Here is a 19,284-nt window from a genome sequence, read left to right as displayed (position 1 = left end):
CTTTTTAGTTTACATGATCTAGGCAACAATACTTAATGTCTTTTTAGTTTCAACCCTGTTTAACTTCGCTTCAAATTGATTGCTTGTATTATTCTCCCCTCCAGCTTTTAAAGCTTTTTCTCCTGCAAAAAATGTTTTATGATCATCACCAAGATCTGAACCAGCCATTCTTTGGTGTTTTACACAGGAAACGTTTTTTCGTATTTCTTGTCTTTGCACATCTTTTACATAAGCCAACATGCCGTCTTCTCCAAAATAGCCTTTAGTCAAATCATCCATGTGAAGAGCTGATGTATGATAGGTTGGCAACGTAATTAAGTGATGAAAAATTCCAGCTTCTTTGGCGCCATCTTTTTGAAATGTTCTAATTTTGTCGTCTGCGCGAAAGCATAGTTCTGAACCATCATATTGGGCATCCATTAAATTGTTTCTGTCATAGGCTGTCATGTTTTTTCCTTCTGCAAGCATGTCTTCAAATACTTGATTTCTAAAGTTTAATGTCCAATTAAAAGAGGGCGAATTATTGTAAACTAATTTGGCTTTTGGCTCCACTTCTCTTACTCTATTTACCATGTGTGCAATTTGTTTCACATTTGGTGTTGGTGTTTCGATCCATAATAAATCTGCACCATTTTGAAGACTAGTAATACAATCTAACACCACACGATCTATGTTTGAACCTTCTTTAAATTTATATAAACCGTTTGGTAATCTTACAGGACGAACTAATCTTCCGTCTCTTTTTAAAAGCACATCATCTTCCCTAGCATCACAAATAGCAATTTCCTCTGCTTCAACAAAAGCTAAATATTGAGATGCTAAATCTCCAGGCTCTGTGCTAACAGGTAATTTTTGCGTTAAACCTGCACCTTCAGAATCTGTTCTAGCAACTATAATTCCATCATCTACTCCTAATTCTAAAAAGGCATATCGAATAGCATTTAGTTTTGCTATAAAATCTTCGTGTGGAACTGTTACTTTTCCGTCTTGATGACCACATTGCTTCGCATCAGAGACTTGATTTTCAATTTGGATTGCGCATGCGCCAGCTTCGATCATTTTTTTAGTAAGTAAATAGGTCGCTTCTTCATTACCAAAACCGGCATCAATATCTGCTATAATAGGAACGATGTGTGTTTCATAATTATCAATCTGATCTTGTATATCTTCGCCATTTTCTAATCTTTTGAATAAATCATTCAGTTCTATAGCATCTGCTTGACGTAAAAAGGCGTAGATTTCTGCTATAAGATTGGGTACTGCCGTTTTTTCGTGCATAGATTGATCGGGTAATGGTCCAAATTCTGAGCGTAATGCAGCAACCATCCAACCCGAAAGATATAAGTATCTTTTATTTGTCGTTTTATGATGTTTTTTTACAGCAATCATTTTTTGTTGTGCCACAAATCCGTGCCAGCAACCTAGTGATTGGGTATAGTTTGACGAGTCTGCATCGTAAGCTACCATATCCTCTCTCATGATGGCAGCTGTATATTTGGCGATATCTAAACCTGTTTTAAAACGATTTTGAGTAATCATTCTTGCCGCACTCTCCGGTTGTATTGCATTCCAAGTGTGTCCATACTTTGCTTTAAGATTTCTTACTGTTTCTAAAGCAGAACTATAATTGCTTTGTGCTATATTTTTCATAATTTTGTATTTACTTATTAAGATTTTTCGAGATTTTGATATGTTAGTCTCGCAAACTATTCCAGTAGTTGCGAGACATTTTTTTTATATGTATTGGTATGCTGGAAGCGTTAAAAATTCTTCAAAATCTTCTGCAGTTACTAGTTTATTAAACAATTCTATTGCTAACTTAAATTTGGTATTTACAATGTGGTCTTGACCAACTTCTGTAATGATTTTTTCAACTTCATTATCAAAAATATCATTAAACAAAGCCTGTGTAAATAGTCTACCATCTTCCAGCTTGACTTCATTTTTTAACCATTGCCAGACTTGTGTTCTTGAAATTTCGGCAGTGGCAGCATCTTCCATTAAATTATAAAGCGCTACAGCTCCATGACCTCTTAACCACGCTTCGGTATATAAAACACCAACATTAATATTTTTTCTAATCCCAGCTTCTGTTACTGTACCTAAAGGTCTTTCAACTAAGTCTTGTTCTGTTATTTTCACATCTTCTCGTAAGACATGTAATTGGTTTGATGTAGGCATGTGTTTGTCAAATTCGTTCATAGCAACTGCTACTAAATCTGGATGTGCAACCCAAGTACCATCATGACCGTTTTTTACTTCTCGCTCTTTGTCTTTTCGAACTTTTTCTAATGCAATTGCATTTGCCGCATTGTCATTTTTAATAGGAATTTGAGCAGCCATACCGCCAATGGCTAGAATACCTCTTTTGTGGCAACGTTGAATAACTAACTTAGAGTAGGCATCCATAAAAGGAGTTGTCATCGTTACTTGATCACGATTAGGAACTACAAAGTTTGGATGGTTTCTAAACTTTTTAATGTAAGAGAAAATGTAATCCCAACGTCCACAGTTCAAACCAGTAATATGATTTTTGAGCTCATAAATTATTTCGTCTAATTGAAAGCTTGCAGTAATGGTTTCTATTAGAACGGTTGCTTTAAAAGTTCCTTGTGGCACGTTTAAATAGTCTTGCGCAAAGGTAAAAACGGCGTTCCACCAACGAGCTTCTAGGTAATGTTCTAACTTTGGAAGATAAAAATACGGAGCTGTACCTTGTGCTATCATAGTTTTGGTATTATGAAACACATATAAACCAAAATCTATTAGACTTCCTGAAGCGTTTTCATTATTAATAATAATATGCTTTTCATTTAAATGCAAACCTCTTGGTCTCACTAATAAAACTGCTGTTTTAGTATTTAATTTATACGACTTATCCTTTTTAGAATCGTATAATGAAATAGTTTGCTTGTTAGCATCTAATAAATTTTGTTGACCCCCTATAGCGTTTGACCAAGTTGGTGCATTACTATCTTCTAAATCTGCCATAAAGGTTTTAGCTCCAGAATTTAGAGCGTTGATAATCATTTTTCTGTTAACAGGTCCAGTGATTTCTACACGTCTATCTTGGAGGTCTTTTGGAATGTCTCCTGCGGTCCAATTACCATCTCTAATATGTTTTGTTTCTTTTGGGAATTCAGGGAATTTTCCAGCATCGAAAACTAATTGTTCTTGTTCTCGTCTATCAATTAACTGTAGCCTTTTTGCATTAAACTTTTCATGCAATGCAGTTATAAAGGCTAAAGCGCTGTCTGTTAATATTTCTGGGTAGTAATTTTTAACTTCTTTAGAGAATTGTGTTTTCGGTAGTTTTAATAGTGTGTTTTCCATAGGGTTATCATTTTACTCTACAATGATAAAACAAACATTTTAAAAAACCTAGCGAACGTTCGCTAAAAATATATATTCGCTAAAAGTGTGTTTTCGCAAAATATCCTATATTTGCTAATATGGAAGAAGAGTATATTAAACTTATATTTGGGTTAAAGTTAAAGCAGATAAGGACTGAAAAGAAGTTATCTTTATTTGGTTTGTCAAAACTTTCTGGTTTATCAAAATCATATTTAAACGAAATTGAAAAAGGGAAGAAATATCCTAAACCTGATAAAATCGCAATGCTTTCGGATAAACTTGACGTTCCTTATGATCAAATGGTATCTTTAAAGTTGGATAAAAATTTAGCGCCAATAGGAGCACTATTACAGTCAAAAATTTTAAAGGAAATTCCTTTAGATTTGTTTGGTATTAAAGAGACCAATTTAATAGATATTGTAGCCAGTGCGCCTGCAAAAGTGAATGCATTTATTAGTACTATAATTGAAATTGCACAGCACTATAACTTTAGTAGAGAACGTTTTTTCTTAGCTTCGGTACGTTCTTTTCAAGAAGCAAATAATAATTATTTTGATGATTTAGAACAGCAAGTTTTAATGTTCTCAAAAGCCTATCATGTTGATTTAACTACACTTATTTCCTCAAATTACTTGGAAGAGATTTTAATAGAAGAGTATGGGTATAGTATTAACAATTCTGAATTAATTAAATATGAATCTTTAGAGAGTTTACGTTCTGTTTTTGTCCCTAAATCTAAAACACTATTACTTGCTAAGGGGATAGACGAGGCACAACGTTCTTTCATTTATGCTAAAGAGATCGCTTATAATTTTTTAGATATTAAGGATCGATTATATACTTTTCCTTGGATAAAATTTAAAAATTTTGATCAAGTACTTAATAATTTTTATGCCTCATATTTTGCTGGAGCGTTAATGATTCCTAAAGATGAATTGACATTGCAACTAGAGACTATTTTTCAAAAAGAATCTTTTGATGAAGCCTTATTTATTAAAACGTTGGAAGCTTTCAATGCGTCACCAGAATCATTCTATCAACGCTTAACCAATATTCTTCCTAAAGCATATAATATTCAAAATTTATTCTTTTTAAGGTTTACACACAAGGCAGATAGTGAAAAATTTGATTTAAAAAAGGAGCTTCATTTATCACACCAGCATTCACCTCGCGCTAATGAAGCCAACGAGCATTATTGCAGACGTTGGGTATCTGTAAATGTTTTAAATGATATTAGCAAAAATAAAAAGACTCACGAATTTGATATTCAAATCTCTAATTATGAAGGTGAGAATACAAAGTATTTAGTACTATCATCTGCCACTAAAGATCCCTTTAAAGACAATCAATATAGAAGTATAAGTATTGGGTTATTGATTAATAAACAATTAGAACGCAAACTAAAATTTTTAAAAGATAAAACAATTAGAAGACAAGACGTTGGTGTAACCTGTGAGCGTTGTTCTATAAAAGATTGTAAGGTGAGGCAAGCACCAGCATTAGTTTTGAATCAAAGTACTAAAAACAAAAAAATTGAAAAGATTGTCGAAGTGTTAAATCAACAATTCGAGTAATAAATAAGTTTTAAAATTCAAACTTTAACTGTACACTAACAGCTTTTTCTTTGGCTTCTAAAACTTTAATTTTAGATGTCTCCGTATTTAAATTAGATAACGAAATCCCTAATAATCGCACGGAGTTACTCATCTTTTCCTGAAATAATAAATCTTTTGCAGTTTCGAGAATGATACTTTTTTCACTAACAAAATAGGGTAACGTCTTGCTTCGAGTTTGCAACGTGAAATCGCTATACTTGATTTTTAAAGTGATTGTTTTTCCTGAGACTTTACTTTTTTTAAGCCTCTTGACAACTTCTTCCGTAATATGATCTAGCTTTTCTAGCATGAAAATTTCCGAAGATAAATTCTCACTAAACGTTCGTTCGGCAGCAAGAGATTTTCTAATTCGGTTGGGTTTCACGTCACTATTGTGGATACCTCTTACAACATGATAATAGTAGCTACCTGACTTTCCGAAGTGGTCCTCTAGATATTCTAATGATTTTCCTTTTAAATCTTGACCAGTAAAAATCCCTTTTTGGTACATTTTTTCGGCCGTCACTTTACCAACACCATAAAATTTCCTGATGTCTAAATCTTCTAAGAACTGAAGTACTTCCTCTGGATTAACTGTTTTTTGTCCGTTGGGTTTGTTATAATCGCTAGCTACTTTAGCAATAAACTTGTTAATAGAAATTCCCGCAGAGGCTGTTAAGCCTACCTCAGTAGAAATCCGGTTTCTAATCTCTTGAGCTAATAATGAAGCACTTGGGTTGCCTTTTTTATTCGCAGTAACATCAAGATAAGCTTCGTCAAGGGATAAGGGTTCAACAAGATCTGTGTAGTCATGAAATATGTGTCGTACTTTTTTAGAAATCTCATTATAGCGATCAAAATTTGTCTTTACAAATATGAGTTCTGGACATAGCTTTATCGCTAATCGTCCAGACATTGCGCTTTTTACACCAAATTTTCGTGCTTCATAACTTGCAGCGCTAATGACACCCCTTGCACCACCGCCACCAACTGCAATGGCCTTACCTCTAAGTTCTGGATTGTCAAGCTGCGCTACAGAGGCGTAAAACGCGTCCATATCCACATGAATAATCTTTCTAATTGGTAAATCATTTAGCATAAAGCAAATTTATAATATCTTTGATTTAATTGACGCTTCATTTATGAAACTTATACAAACACTTTTAGGATTTACTTTTTTATTATTAGTATGGTCTGCTATAAATCCTTACGACTATTTTACATGGTTTTTAGAGGTTTTACCAGCTATAATCGGTGTCGTGGTTCTTGTCATTACCTTTAAAAAATTTAGATTTACAAATTTTGTATATGTACTTATTTTTCTCCATTGTACAATTCTTATTATAGGTGGTCACTATACTTATGCAGAAGTCCCATTATTTGATTGGATTCAAGAGGCTTTTAATCAATCCAGAAATAATTATGATAAGATAGGTCACTTTGCGCAAGGTTTTGTGCCGGCAATGATTACAAGAGAATTATTATTTCGCAAAAAAGTTGTGCAGTCTAATAGTTGGCTCAATTTCGTTGTCGTATGTATTGCCATGGCAATAAGTGTGACCTATGAGTTTATAGAATGGGTAGTGTCGCTTTTAACAGGTGAAGGGGGAGATTCTTTTTTAGGAACTCAAGGGTATATTTGGGATACGCAATCTGATATGTTTTATGCAACGATTGGTGCAATTTTAGCTTTGATTTTCTTCGGAAAATATCATATCAGACAAATAAACAAACACGAGTTAAATTAATAAGAGATTCCCGTTTTTAGGGGAACTAAAGATGATAGAAATAGAACGTAAATTTTTAGTCAAATCAGAAGATTTTAAAACAGAATCTCATAAACACACACGAATTATTCAGGGGTTTTTAAATACGAATCCTGAACGAACAGTTAGAGTGAGATTGAAAGGAGATAAAGGGTATCTAACTGTTAAAGGAAAATCAACTAACGATGGTTTATCTCGTTTTGAGTGGGAGAAAGAAATCTCTAAATTAGATGCTGAAGCACTTTTTAAATTGTGTGAAAAAGGTCTTATTGATAAAATCAGATACGAGGTTAAAATTAGACAACATGTGTTTGAAGTGGATGTGTTTTCTGAAGAAAATCAAGGTTTAATAATTGCTGAAGTTGAATTAAGTCACGAAGAAGAAACTTTTGAGAAACCAAATTGGCTCGGACAAGAAGTCACAGGTGACAAACGCTATTATAATTCTCAATTAAGTCGGCACCCTTTCAAAAATTGGGTATAAAAAACCACTCTATTTATCATTTCGACTAGCGTAATGTACAAAGAGTAGTTTTTAATTATTTTGAAGACTTACTAGATTTTCTTAGCGCAACAGTCTTTTTTACAATCGTCTGCACAAGCCATTTTTTTAGCGTCTTTTGCTTTATCTGTACAGCAAGCTTTAGAGCAATCTGCTTCGCATTCATGCTTTTCCGAAGAAAAATCTTTTACGGTACGCATGTTTTTTACTTTGTAAGTATCTCCTGCTTTTGCAACAGCTTCTTCCAATGTATTTGGAGTTACCATAGCTTCGTCGTACTCTACCATTGCTAATTCTTTCTCAAAATCTACTTTTGCAGATTTCACACCATCCATTTTAGCAATTTTCTTTTCAATAGTCTTAGCGCAACCCATTGCACAAGTCATACCTTCAATACCAAATTCTGCCTTGGCATAAGTGGCATTGGGATTTAATTTTTTAGCTGCATTTGTATTGATTTCAGAAGTAATTTCAACAGTTTTCACTTCTGGTTCTTTATCACTTTTACAGGCAACTAGTGATGTTGAAATTAATGCAATAGCCAATATGTTTTTCAAGGTCTTCATAAGAGTTTTTAATAATTGTTCAAACAAACATAATAAATATTGATGTCCCTTGCATATAAATTAACGAAATTTGTGAATTACTTAAGAAATCTTATGAGAGAAACGACCAAAAAATGGGTATTCCTGTTTGTATTAGCGCTAATTTGGGGAAGCTCGTTTATTTTGATTAAAAAATCCTTATTGGGACTAACACCTTACCAATTAGGTGCATTGCGAACTATTATTTCTGGTTTGTTTTTGTTTTCAGTTGGGTTAAAGAGCTTGAGAGCTATTAAAAAAAACGAATGGAAATGGGTTGTGATTTCAGGTTTTCTAGGCTCATTTATACCTGCCTTCTTATTTGCAATTGCAGAAACCGAAATTGATAGTGCGATTACTTCAATTTTAAATTCATTGGTCCCATTGAATGCTATTTTACTAGGGTTTGCAATTTTTAAAATTGGTTTCTCAAGACGCCAATTGTTTGGCGTTATTATTGGGTTTATTGGTACAAGTATATTGATTTTTCAAGGTGCAGATTTAAATCCAGATCAAAATTATTTATATGCAGGCTTCGTAATTATTTCAACAGTTATGTATGCCCTTAATGTGAACATTATAAAGAAGTATCTTCAAAATGTAAAACCTTTGAGTATTGCCACAGGTAATTATGTTGCAATTATGATTCCTGCCATTATAGTATTACTGTTTACAGATTTCTTTTCTGAAAGTACATTTACACATAAAGATTTTGAAATGTCAATGGTATATGTTATTGTTTTGTCTTTATTTGGAACAGCACTTGCCAAGGTTTTATTTAATACACTGGTTCAAATATCTACACCAGTATTTGCCTCTTCGGTAACCTATTTGATGCCAGTTGTTGCTTTGGCTTGGGGTTTATTGGATGGCGAAACATTTGGGCCTTTGCAGATTGTTGCTAGTGTGATTATCTTATTGGGTGTTTATTTGGCTAACAAAGGAAGGTATAAAAAAAACCCGAAGTATTAATTACTCCGGATTTTTTTAAATAAAATATGTAGTAAGCTTACTTAAAATCTGCTTCTGTTACACCTTCATTAAATTTAATATCAGTAGAATTTAATATAATAATTTGTGGACCAGCAGTAATTTTTTGAGTAAAAGGCATCATCACACCATCTACTTCTTTATAGTTTGATACATCTTCAATAGTCGTTACACTTTGACCTTGCGCTTCTGTGGTAGATTCTGATCGCATTAGTAAACCAGTTTCTACATTGTAGAATCTATGTGAAACTTCGCCACCATTAGTCACTTTGATTTTGTAAGCATCGACACCACTTAAAGGAACGATAGCTTCTAACTCTAGCGAGGTCGCCGCCATATGAATTTCCGGAAACAATCCCTTTTCAGCTTGTTTGCTAGAAAGCTCTTTTTCAGTCATTGGAATTTTCATTCCTTGTTGTTCACTGTATCCTGCAGCACCATCAAACTTTTGTTTCATTACAGTACCCATACCTTCAATCATCATTTCCATAGACGTTTTATTTGGAGCCATGACTTTTATAATTGCTTTTGGTTTGAAAGGAGCTCCTTCAATTGTAACATCTGCATTAGATAATACCGAGTTTACTTTTTCTAAATTACTTTTTCCTCCTATAGCTGTGATGTAGTTATCAATTACTGTTTGTGCTGTTACTCCTGAAGGGATTGGTTTTGAAAAAACGGGTTTATCAACTGAATTTGCATACTTGTCAAAATACATTATTGGAATTCCTGTTTTTTCAAGGTTTTCTAATACGTCGCTACCTTTACCAACAATTATAATTCTAGCATTTTCAGGTTTCATGTATTTATTAGCTACACGTGTTACATCATCTGCGGTTACTGCATTAATTTTTTGTAAAAACGTTTTGTAGAAATCATCTGGAAGATCATTTAACTTTATGTTTAGTGCGAAGCGGGCAATTGTTTGAGGGCTTTCTAGCGCCATTACAAATTGACCAACGTATGCAGCTTTTACATTTTTAAGTGTTTCTTGTTCTACAGGTTCTGTTCTAATACGATTCATTTCTTTTAAGGTTTGAACCACAGCGCTATCTGTTACCATATTTCTAACAGATGCTCCAGCTGTAAATCGAGCTGCGTATTTATCAGTCCCTACATTAGAACGTGCGCCATAAGTATACCCATTCGCTTCACGAAGATTCATGTTTAAGTAACTACTAAAATCTCCTCCAAAAATTCTATTTGCAATTAATACCGCATGATAGTCTTCGTCTTTTGTTTGTAAATCTACATTATTCGTTATTGAAATATTAGATTGTACGGCATTGGGCATATCTACAAAGTTAATTTGAGTGTATTGTGCATTGGGAGCTTCATTTGGTACAGTATATTCTACGCCTACAGATTTTTCCCATTTAGAAAAATATTTTTCTATTTGCTTTTTAACATCTTTATACTTGACATCACCAACAACAACTAAATAAGCGTCGTTTGGATTAAAGTATGTTTCATAAAATGCTACCGCGTCACCAAACGTAACATTTTTTACTGTTTCTTCAGTTGTGAATTCGCCATAAGGATGCTTTTTTCCATAAGATAAAGCGCTACCGACTCTACCAGCAATAGCATCTATGCTTTTTTCATTAGACTTTAAACCGTCTATAAGTTGTGCTTTTTCTTTATCAAACTCTTCTGCAATTAATAATGGGTTGATTGCTGCATCTGCCATTAATTCTAAAATACGATCTGAGTATTTTGATAATGAGCTAGCAGAAGCACCACGAGTACTAAAGTTGATATTCGCTCCTAAGAAATCTACTTCTTCATTGAACTCATCTTTAGAAATATTTTTGGTACCATTACCCATCATACTTCCAATTAAGCTCTCAACTCCTGCTTTATCACCAGTAGTCATCGGCTTATTATCAATAGTTAACGAGAAAGATACTCTAGGTAATTTATGGTTTTCTACAACTAAAACAGTTAATCCGTTTTTTAGTGTAAATTCTTCAGGTTTCTCGAATGAAATTTTCGGAGCAGGACCTGGTTCTGGCATTTTAGAGCGATCAACTTGTGCAAACGCACCAACCGACATTAAAAATGCTACTATTATTACTGATATTTTTAATTTCATGTGTATGTTTTTAATTTGTTTTTTAGTTGTCCGTGTTTTCTTTTGGTAAGTATTCTAATTCAACACGTTGGTTAGGATTCAAGTATTTCTTTACCACATCTTGAATTTCCTGTCTAGTGATTGATCTATAGATCTCAATTTCAGTATTGATAAGATTAATATCATCGTATAACATGTAATTTGTCACTAAAGATCCAGCGATACCTTGAATACTTGAATTAGAATTCACGTATCTGTTTTCAAATTTATTCTGAAGTTTTTGAAAATCATTTTCAGAAATTAAGTCATTTTGCATTTTTACGATTTCCTCATCAATTTCAGTAAGTAAGGTTTCTAAAGTTGTTTCACCTAATGGAAGTCCATAAAGAATATACATACCACCATCCATTTGCTCTACGTATAGTGTTCCAGTTTGAAGTGCCAATTTCTTGTCATCAACTAACTCCTTAAATAATTTAGATGTTTTCCCATCACTTAGATAAGCAGAAACCATATTTAAAATATAAGAGTCACGTTCTTTAAATCCTGGAGTTCTATATCCAGCCATAATTGCTGGTATTTGTATGTTTGGATCATAAAACGTAGCCTTAATAGTTTCATCAATTGGTTCTTCTTTTGAGAAATTTCTAGTTGGTGTTGGTCTACTCTCAACATCTTTAAAATATTTTTCAACTAATTTCTTAGCTTCTTTTTTGTCAATATCACCAGCAACAACTAAAGCTGCATTATTAGGTCCATACCAGTCTTTAAAGTATTGTTTGAATTCTTCTAGAGTAGAGGCATCTAGATCTGCCATTTCACCAATATTCTTATTTTTATAAGGATGAACTTTAAATAAGTTCTCACTTATTGCAAATAGGAACTGACGATAAGGCTGGTTGTCGTAGCTCGAGCGTTTTTCTTCTTTTACAACTTCGTTTTGAGTATCAACGCCAACTTGGTCAATAACTGGGTGAAGCATGCGTTCAGATTCCATCCAAAGACCTAACTCTAAATTATTAGATGGAAATACTTCGTAATAATAGGTTCTATCAAGAGATGTATTCGCATTATTACTACCGCCATTTGAAGATACAATCTTAAACCATTCTCCACGGTCTATATTTTTAGTTCCTTCAAATAAGAGGTGCTCAAAAAAGTGAGCAAAACCTGTGCGAGGAGCGACAGCTGTTCCTCCTAAATCTTTTCCTCCAACATTATACATCACACCAACAGTTACTACAGGAGCAGTGTTATCTTGGTGTAAAATAACGTGAAGTCCGTTATCTAAGTCAAATTCTTCAAATTCAACCTGCTGAGCCTTGGCAGAAAAGCCAACTAGCATCAAAGAGGCTAAAATTAATAGGTAGTTTTTCATTGTGAGTTTGTTTTAAGTTAATTATGGTTTTGTGTTAATTTTTTCAATATGCAATACAAGTGTTTCATTTCGTTAAAATGTTACACGAATCCTACAAAAATAGTAAATAGCAGGACTTATTTTATTGTTTTTAATGCAAAATATATCATAAAATTGCAATGGAAAGGATTGAAAATGAAAGCTAGAAGACTATTTTTTGGATTTCAAAACTAGAAAAGCAAGGTTAAAACGTATTATCTTCTTGAAAATTTATGTATAGTTTGTCAATTAACGAATTAGAATGTATATTTGCATCCGCTTTCTGAGTGGAAAGCATACATTTTTAACAAAATATAATTAATAAAAACGCTATGTACGCAATTGTAGAGATAGCAGGGCATCAATTTAAAGTTGAAAAAGACCAAAAAGTTTTTGTTAACCGTTTAGCAACAGAAGAAGGTAAGAAAGTAGATTTCGATAACGTTCTTTTAATTGGTGATGGTGACAATATTACTTTAGGCGCCCCAGCTATAGACGGAGCACTAGTAGGTGTAAAAGTCTTAAGGCACCTTAAAGGTGACAAAGTAATCGTTTTCAAAAAGAAAAGAAGAAAGGGTTACCGTGTAAAAAACGGTCACAGACAATCTTTATCTGAAATCGTAATTGAAAGCATTGTTGCTTCAGGAGCTAAAAAATCTAGTCCAGCGAAAGCTGAGAAAGCAGCTCCAAAAAAAGAAACTAAAAAAGCAGAAGCTAAGCCAGCCGCGAAAGTTGAAGAGAACACTCAAGATTTAAGCCAAATGACTGTTGCTGAGTTAAAAGAAATGGCAAAAGCGAAAGGAATCGAAGGTCTTTCTTCTATGAAGAAAGCTGATTTAATTGCTGCTTTAAGCTAAATACTAACAAATAAAACCTTAAGACAATGGCTCATAAAAAAGGAGTAGGTAGTTCTAAAAATGGTAGAGAATCAGAATCAAAACGTTTAGGTGTTAAGATATTTGGTGGTCAAGCTGCATTAGCTGGAAATATTATCGTGAGACAAAGAGGTAATACACATCATCCTGGTGACAATGTGTATGGCGGAAAAGATCACACTTTACATGCTAAAGTAGATGGTTTAGTAAAATTCACAAAGAAAAGAGACAATAAGTCTTATATTTCTATTGAGCCTTTTGAAGCTTAATCGAATTTTATCTCAAAATATTTAAGACCCATTCTAAACTAGAATGGGTTTTTTGTTTTTTGACCTCACAGATTTTAAAGATTGTGAGTTTTTATAATTAAGAACAGTCTATTAATCCACAATCTTCATCTTTTTTAATAGAAAACTGGCATTCATATTTTGACAAATACCTTTTTTAAATTTATAATCAAAATAGAGCTCGTCGTTAACGATTTCGGCATCAAAGTAGTAGTTTTTTACTTCGTTGAGTTCTTGGGATATTTCACACAGACTCAAATCGTGGGTGGCAATAATACCTGTAGCGTTTCCTGCGACTAATTTCTCCACAAACTTTCTTGAGCCAATAGCTTTATCTGTGCTGTTAGTACCTTTTAATATTTCATCTAGAATAATAAAATATGGTTCTTTATCTATAGCGTCAACTATAAATTTTAAGCGGGTTAATTCTGAAAAGAAGTAACTACTGTCATCTGTTAAAGAATCACTAGTACGCATGCTTGTAATTAGTTTTACTGGAGAGTAAATACTTGATGTTGCACAAACGGGTAACCCAACATTAGCCATAACAATATGTAAGGATACGGTACGTAGAAAGGTACTCTTTCCCGCCATGTTGGCTCCTGTAACAATAAAGAACTCTTGATTATGTATGTTAAGGTCGCTGTTAATTCGTTTCGTTTTGTCCAATAAAGGATGCCCTAAGCCTTTAGCGTCAATGACAACATTTTCTTTGGAAATCTCAGGATAGGTATGTGTTTGATGATTAAATGCATAATTGCCTAAACTATTATAAGCGTCAAAGAAGGAGACCATCTGAAACCAGTCGTCAACCTTATCGGCGTAATTAGAAATCCAGTGTTCTACTCTATATGCGTTTCTGATGTCTAGTAGTAAATAGCCGTTGCCCAATATGGCGCCAAATAGATTATTTCTGTTGTCTAGGGCATCTAAGCATTTGGAAAATTCAGCGAAAATTTGTGAAGCTTTTGTGTTCTCAGAATTAATTTGTTGCTGCTTGCTTTGTAAAACCTTTGATGTAAATGTCGCGTTTTCTATTTGTAATAATAAGGAGGCATATTGTCTAAAAGTCTCTTTCGTTTTATCTGCATTTAGAGCTAATATATTAACTTTTTTAAAGTAGATTCCTGTTATACCTAAACCGGCGAAAATCCAGTATCCAAAATAGCTAATTCCTAAGACTTTCAAGATTGCCAAGCCTAGTAAGATTACAGATATGGATGCAAATAACCAAGTAGCGAAAAGCATCGGTTTTGGAATAAATGTTTTGTGAGTCTTAAGCCAATTTATTACTGTGTGTGCCGGAGTTTCCGTTTTTATGAGGCGTGCTGTTGCGGTGTAAAGTTGAGTCCATTCCGTTTTGTGTGATAATTCGTTGATGGCTTCTTGTCTGTTTTCAATATCAGAAACGTTATTTGCTTTTAATGCGTTTGCAAGTTGCGATTCACTTTCCGAAGAACTAGTCCTATTGATATACTGAAAAAAGGATCCTTTTCCGAAGAGATCAATATCCAAACTATAAAAATGTAGTGGATCTTGAAATTGCTCGCCGGACTGTCTATGATGAAAATCACCAGAAGCTATTTTTAATTCTTCTTCATTAATAGTCACTAAGGATTTATGGAGTTCTCGTTTCGCTTTTTTATTGGTGTATTTTGACAATAGAAAAATAAAAATTGCTATTCCTAAAACACCAGTAGCTATAGCAGTTTGCCAATTGGGTAGTACTATATAAATTGCAAATCCTGTAACTAGAAAGGTTATTAAACGTAACAAGCTATACGTTAGGAGTTGCTTTTTAAGTGTACTAACTTTTATGATATGCTTTTCTAATTGGTTTTTATAAAATGTTATTGAATGGTCCATAGGTTCATTTAAGTCATAAAGAAACGAAAAACCCAAGTTGTTACAACTTGGGTTTAAATATATTTTTATTATAGTGGTTTTACTAACCCTTCAGTGATGCTGATAAATATTCACGGTTTAAACGTGCTATATTTTCTAAAGAAATACCTTTAGGACATTCCACTTCACATGCTCCGGTATTGGTACAGTTACCAAATCCCTCTTCATCCATTTGCTTAACCATATTTAAAACGCGATCTGTTGCCTCTATTTGACCTTGAGGTAATAGTGCAAATTGAGATACTTTTGCACCAACAAATAACATTGCTGATGAGTTTTTACAACTCGCTACACAAGCGCCACAACCGATACAAGTCGCTGCCATGAAGGCATTATCTGCATCTTCTTTTTCAATAGGAATGGTATTAGCATCAATAGTGTTCCCTGAAGTATTAACAGATATAAATCCACCTGCTTGTTGGATACGGTCAAAAGCTGTTCTATCAACTACTAAGTCTTTAATCACCGGAAAAGCCTTAGCTCTCCATGGCTCAATAACTATAGTTTCTCCATCTTTAAATGTACGCATGTGCAATTGACATGTTGTTACAAGGCGGTCAGGGCCATGCGCTTCTCCATTGATATATAATGAGCATGAACCGCAAATTCCTTCACGGCAATCGTGATCAAATGAAACAGGTGCGTCTCCTTTCTCTATTAATTCATTATTTAAGACGTCTAACATTTCAAGAAAAGACATATCCGGAGAGATATCGCTGATTTGGTAATCAACCATTTTTCCTTTATCGTTAGCGTTTTTTTGACGCCATATTTTTAACGTTAAATCCATAGCTTTTCTTTATTTATAACTTCTTTCTTTCACTTTAATATTCTCGTATGTCAATTCTTCTTTATGAAGTATTGCATCCTTTGGCTCTCCCTTATATTCCCAAGCAGAGACATATTGAAATTCTTTTCTACGAACAGCTTCTCCTTCGGGTGTTTGGTATTCTTCTCTAAAGTGTCCACCAGCAGATTCTTCTCGTTGTAAAGCATCCTTAGCGAATAATTCTCCAAGTTCTAGGAAATCTGCAACACGACCAGCTTTCGCTAATTCTTCGTTGAATTCATTCTCTGTTCCTGGGACACGAACATCTTTCCAAAATTCTGATCTGAGTTCGGAAATTTCAGTAATTGCAGATTTTAAATCTTCTGCGTTCCTTGCCATTCCACATTTATCCCACATAATTTTTCCTAAACGTCTATGGAAATAATCTACAGAGTGTGTTCCTTTATTGTTAATTAAATGGTCAATGTTTTTTCGTACTTCAGCTTCGGCCTTTTCAAACTCTGGTGTGTCTATAGAAATTGGACCTGTACGAATATCATCAGATAAATAATCTCCTATGGTATACGGTAACACAAAATAACCATCTGCTAATCCTTGCATTAATGCTGATGCACCTAGTCTATTGGCGCCATGATCTGAGAAATTAGCTTCGCCAATAGCGTATAATCCAGGAACATTAGTCATTAGGTTGTAATCTACCCAAAGTCCACCCATTGTATAATGTACTGCAGGATAAATCATCATTGGAGTTTCATAAGGATTCTCATCAACGATTTTCTCATACATTTGGAATAAATTTCCATATTTGGTCTTGACAATTTCTTGTCCTAATTTTTTAACTAGAGCGTCATCATCTTCATCCAAACCTTTAACATGGGCTTGCTCTTTTCCGTAACGCATAAAAGCTGAAGCAAAATCAAGATAGACAGCTTCACCAGTAGCATTGACTCCAAAACCAGCATCACTACGTTCTTTGGCAGCACGAGAGGCTACATCACGAGGTACTAAATTACCAAACGCAGGATAACGGCGCTCTAAATAGTAATCACGATCTTCTTCTGAAAGTTGTGTTGGTTTTAATGTTTTATTTTTTATAGCTTCAACATCTTTTAAATGTTTTGGAACCCAAATACGTCCATCATTACGTAAAGACTCAGACATTAATGTTAATTTAGACTGATGATCTCCAGAAACAGGAATACATGTTGGGTGAATTTGTGTGTAACAAGGATTTGCGAAGTTTGCACCACGTTTGTGTGCTTTCCAAGCTGCGGTTACATTAGACCCCATAGCATTAGTAGATAAGAAAAAGACGTTTCCATATCCTCCAGTTCCTAAAACTACGGCATGAGCTGAATGTCTTTCTATTTCACCTGTAATTAGGTTTCTTGTGATAATTCCTCTAGCTTTTCCATCAACTTTTACAACGTCTAACATCTCATGACGGTTGTACATTTTGATTTTACCACGACCTATTTGACGGTTCATAGCAGAATAAGCTCCCAATAATAATTGTTGTCCAGTTTGGCCAGCTGCATAAAATGTTCTTGAGACAAGTACGCCTCCAAATGAACGATTATCTAATAATCCACCATATTCACGAGCAAAAGGAACACCTTGAGCAACGCATTGGTCAATAATATTTGTAGACACTTCAGCTAAACGATATACATTAGCTTCACGAGAACGGTAGTCGCCTCCTTTTACAGTGTCATAAAATAATCGGTATGTTGAATCTCCATCACCTTGATAGTTTTTTGCTGCGTTTATTCCACCTTGTGCTGCAATTGAGTGCGCACGTCTTGGAGAATCTTGAAAGCAAAATGCTTTAACATTATAACCAAGTTCTGCTAATGTAGCCGCGGCAGATCCACCAGCTAAGCCAGTACCAACAACGATAACATCTATGTTACGTTTGTTTGCTGGATTGACTAAATCGATGTGATTTTTATAATTGGTCCATTTGTCTGCAATTGGACCTTGAGGTATTTTTGAATCTAAAGCCATAAATCTCTCTGTGTATTAATGATTAAAGTAATGAAACAGTGCAATAAAAATGAATCCTAAAGGAATACCAATAGCGTACACTTTACTAAACCCGACTAATGCTTTGGTATATTTATTATTTGCTCCAACCGATTGGAATGCAGAGTTGAAACCATGTAATAAATGTAGTGATAGAAATATAAAAGAAACGACATAAAGTGCAACTCTCCACACATCTACAAACTTATGTTGTAAATGTTCCATATATCTATAACCACTTTCTGCGTTGTTTGGGTCTATAAGACCAGACATATCGCCTTCTATAAATTTGATATTTATTTCGGGAAACCAGAAGTCATAAAAATGAAGTCCCATAAATCCTAAAATAGCTAAACCACTCCAAATCATGTTTCTACTCATCCAGGTAGAATTTGCACCACCATTATTTTTAGCATAACTAATTTGTCTTGCATTATTGTTTTTAATTTCTAAAACAAATCCCATTACAAAATGGAAAACAACACCAAAAATCAAAATGGGTTGCGCAATAAATTGCACTGCCCAAAATGTTCCCATAAAGTGAGACGCCTCGTTAAAAGTATCTGCACTAAAAACCGATAGGATATTAATTGCAAAATGTTGAAGTAAAAAAATCATTAGGAAGAGTGCTGAAAGTGCCATAGCAAATTTTCTTCCAATCGATGAATTTAAAATTCCGCTCATTATAATTGTAGTTAATTATTTGTGCTACAAAGATAGGGCTCATAGGCTTGTACAGCAAATTTTACTTTCTATTTTATTTATTTAGAATGGGTATAATTAAAAGTTGAATCTCAAGTTTACAATAGAATTGTAAATGGAACCAAATTGACAACTAAAACCGACACTCATAAAATAGTTATATCCCGTTTGTAATTGTTGCTGTTGGAGTAGCAATTCTTCTAAGGATACATCGCCTGCTGGAAGATTTATTTGGCCTCTAGTTATTCTGTAATTTCCGCTGACATTAAAAATTTAAGCTTTTAAAAACATGAATATTTACCCTTACAAAAAGTCTAAATTATTTAGTATCGTATAAATACTGATTGAATGACGTTCCCAAATTAAGTTCCCCCGCATTCTTGACGGATGCTTCCTTACAATTGAACGGAGTGTTGAAATAGGGGTTCTTTATCCTCTC

16 protein-coding genes are annotated in these 19,284 nt (G+C 33.9%); 6 read left to right on the top strand and 10 right to left on the bottom strand.

What is annotated here, in order from left to right; translation table 11 throughout:
* Positions 1–18: 18 nt before the first annotated feature.
* Positions 19–1,650: an isocitrate lyase gene (locus H593_RS0107785; RefSeq protein WP_028871936.1), complete on the bottom strand. Its 1,632-nt coding sequence runs from the start codon at positions 1,648–1,650 to the stop codon at positions 19–21.
* Positions 1,651–1,734: 84 nt separating this feature from the next.
* Positions 1,735–3,333 (bottom strand): malate synthase A, encoded by a 1,599-nt coding sequence (gene aceB, locus H593_RS0107780; protein ID WP_028871935.1) that lies wholly within the window; start codon positions 3,331–3,333, stop codon positions 1,735–1,737.
* A 119-nt stretch (positions 3,334–3,452) separates the two neighbouring features.
* Here aceB and H593_RS0107775 point away from each other — a divergent pair, with 119 nt between their 5' ends.
* Entirely contained in the window at positions 3,453–4,928 is a 1,476-nt protein-coding gene (locus tag H593_RS0107775; RefSeq protein WP_028871934.1) for a helix-turn-helix domain-containing protein, read from the top strand.
* Positions 4,929–4,938: 10 nt separating this feature from the next.
* Here H593_RS0107775 and dinB read toward each other — a convergent pair whose 3' ends face one another.
* Complete coding sequence (gene dinB, locus H593_RS0107770) at positions 4,939–6,048, bottom strand: DNA polymerase IV (RefSeq protein WP_028871933.1); 1,110 nt, start codon at positions 6,046–6,048, stop codon at positions 4,939–4,941.
* A gap of 43 nt (positions 6,049–6,091) precedes the next feature.
* Between dinB and H593_RS0107765 the strand changes: the two genes are divergently transcribed.
* Together H593_RS0107765 and H593_RS0107760 are read left to right on the top strand one after the other, a co-directional pair.
* Positions 6,092–6,697 carry a DUF2238 domain-containing protein gene (locus H593_RS0107765; RefSeq protein WP_028871932.1) on the top strand — a complete coding sequence of 202 codons (606 nt, stop codon included), beginning with the start codon at positions 6,092–6,094 and terminating at the stop codon, positions 6,695–6,697.
* Positions 6,698–6,728: 31 nt separating this feature from the next.
* The gene (locus tag H593_RS0107760) at positions 6,729–7,199 is read left to right on the top strand and encodes a CYTH domain-containing protein (RefSeq protein WP_028871931.1); all 471 of its coding nucleotides are present in this window, start codon (positions 6,729–6,731) and stop codon (positions 7,197–7,199) included.
* 71 nt (positions 7,200–7,270) lie between these two features.
* Here H593_RS0107760 and H593_RS0107755 read toward each other — a convergent pair whose 3' ends face one another.
* Positions 7,271–7,783, bottom strand: a complete 513-nt coding sequence (locus H593_RS0107755) for a heavy-metal-associated domain-containing protein (protein WP_028871930.1) — start codon at positions 7,781–7,783, stop codon at positions 7,271–7,273.
* A gap of 93 nt (positions 7,784–7,876) precedes the next feature.
* Here H593_RS0107755 and H593_RS0107750 point away from each other — a divergent pair, with 93 nt between their 5' ends.
* Positions 7,877–8,773: a DMT family transporter gene (locus tag H593_RS0107750; RefSeq protein ID WP_028871929.1), complete on the top strand. Its 897-nt coding sequence runs from the start codon at positions 7,877–7,879 to the stop codon at positions 8,771–8,773.
* Positions 8,774–8,810: 37 nt separating this feature from the next.
* Here H593_RS0107750 and H593_RS0107745 read toward each other — a convergent pair whose 3' ends face one another.
* Both H593_RS0107745 and H593_RS0107740 read right to left on the bottom strand, forming a co-directional pair.
* Positions 8,811–10,886 carry a M16 family metallopeptidase gene (locus tag H593_RS0107745; protein ID WP_028871928.1) on the bottom strand — a complete coding sequence of 692 codons (2,076 nt, stop codon included), beginning with the start codon at positions 10,884–10,886 and terminating at the stop codon, positions 8,811–8,813.
* A gap of 22 nt (positions 10,887–10,908) precedes the next feature.
* Positions 10,909–12,243, bottom strand: a complete 1,335-nt coding sequence (locus tag H593_RS0107740; RefSeq protein WP_028871927.1) for a M16 family metallopeptidase — start codon at positions 12,241–12,243, stop codon at positions 10,909–10,911.
* Between the two features lie 350 nt (positions 12,244–12,593).
* On the opposite strand from H593_RS0107740, the gene rplU reads away from it, so the two are divergent.
* On the top strand, positions 12,594–13,118 hold the full coding sequence (gene rplU / locus H593_RS0107735; protein WP_028871926.1) for a 50S ribosomal protein L21: 525 nt from the start codon (positions 12,594–12,596) through the stop codon (positions 13,116–13,118).
* Positions 13,119–13,144: 26 nt separating this feature from the next.
* Positions 13,145–13,405, top strand: a complete 261-nt coding sequence (gene rpmA, locus H593_RS0107730) for a 50S ribosomal protein L27 (RefSeq protein ID WP_028871925.1) — start codon at positions 13,145–13,147, stop codon at positions 13,403–13,405.
* A gap of 111 nt (positions 13,406–13,516) precedes the next feature.
* Here the strand turns inward: rpmA and H593_RS0107725 are convergent, their stop codons facing one another.
* The 4 genes from H593_RS0107725 to H593_RS0107710 form a co-directional block, all read right to left on the bottom strand.
* The gene (locus H593_RS0107725; protein ID WP_028871924.1) at positions 13,517–15,289 is read right to left on the bottom strand and encodes a MutS-related protein; all 1,773 of its coding nucleotides are present in this window, start codon (positions 15,287–15,289) and stop codon (positions 13,517–13,519) included.
* Positions 15,290–15,371: 82 nt separating this feature from the next.
* Positions 15,372–16,118 carry a succinate dehydrogenase/fumarate reductase iron-sulfur subunit gene (locus H593_RS0107720; protein ID WP_028871923.1) on the bottom strand — a complete coding sequence of 249 codons (747 nt, stop codon included), beginning with the start codon at positions 16,116–16,118 and terminating at the stop codon, positions 15,372–15,374.
* Between the two features lie 9 nt (positions 16,119–16,127).
* The gene (locus tag H593_RS0107715) at positions 16,128–18,125 is read right to left on the bottom strand and encodes a fumarate reductase/succinate dehydrogenase flavoprotein subunit (RefSeq protein ID WP_028871922.1); all 1,998 of its coding nucleotides are present in this window, start codon (positions 18,123–18,125) and stop codon (positions 16,128–16,130) included.
* A 15-nt stretch (positions 18,126–18,140) separates the two neighbouring features.
* Positions 18,141–18,827: a succinate dehydrogenase cytochrome b subunit gene (locus tag H593_RS0107710; protein ID WP_028871921.1), complete on the bottom strand. Its 687-nt coding sequence runs from the start codon at positions 18,825–18,827 to the stop codon at positions 18,141–18,143.
* Between the last annotated feature and the right edge of the window lie 457 nt (positions 18,828–19,284).

The organism is Psychroserpens burtonensis DSM 12212 (assembly GCF_000425305.1).
GTDB lineage: Bacteria > Bacteroidota > Bacteroidia > Flavobacteriales > Flavobacteriaceae > Psychroserpens > Psychroserpens burtonensis.
Note: the sequence above shows the minus strand (reverse complement) of the source record. Positions and strands in the feature narration are given on the sequence as shown.